Below are 229 nucleotides of genomic sequence, written 5' to 3' on the forward strand. Positions count from 1 at the left end.
TCGTCGGCGATCGCCACGAGGACGTGGACCATCGTGTGCGGGTCGAACCACACGTGCTCGATGAAGCCCTCGATGTGATCGTGGCCGGCGTGGTCCTCCCCCTCGGCCTCGTGATCGTGCGCCTCGTCCGTCGCGGGCTCGTCATCGGCGTGATCGTGGTCCTCGCCCTCGTCGTGCCCCTCGTTGCCCGGGTAGTCGTGCGTGAACTCCACCGCGGTGTCGCCGTGCG

The 229-nt window shown here is 69.0% G+C and carries 1 pseudogene; it reads right to left on the reverse strand.

Going from position 1 to position 229, the window contains the following annotated elements:
- Positions 1-229, reverse strand: a pseudogene (locus tag KVS71_RS19575) (metal ABC transporter substrate-binding protein); the annotation flags it as partial.

It is taken from the genome of Microbacterium sp. GbtcB4, from assembly GCF_019091465.1.
Classification (GTDB): Bacteria; Actinomycetota; Actinomycetes; order Actinomycetales; family Microbacteriaceae; genus Microbacterium; species Microbacterium paraoxydans.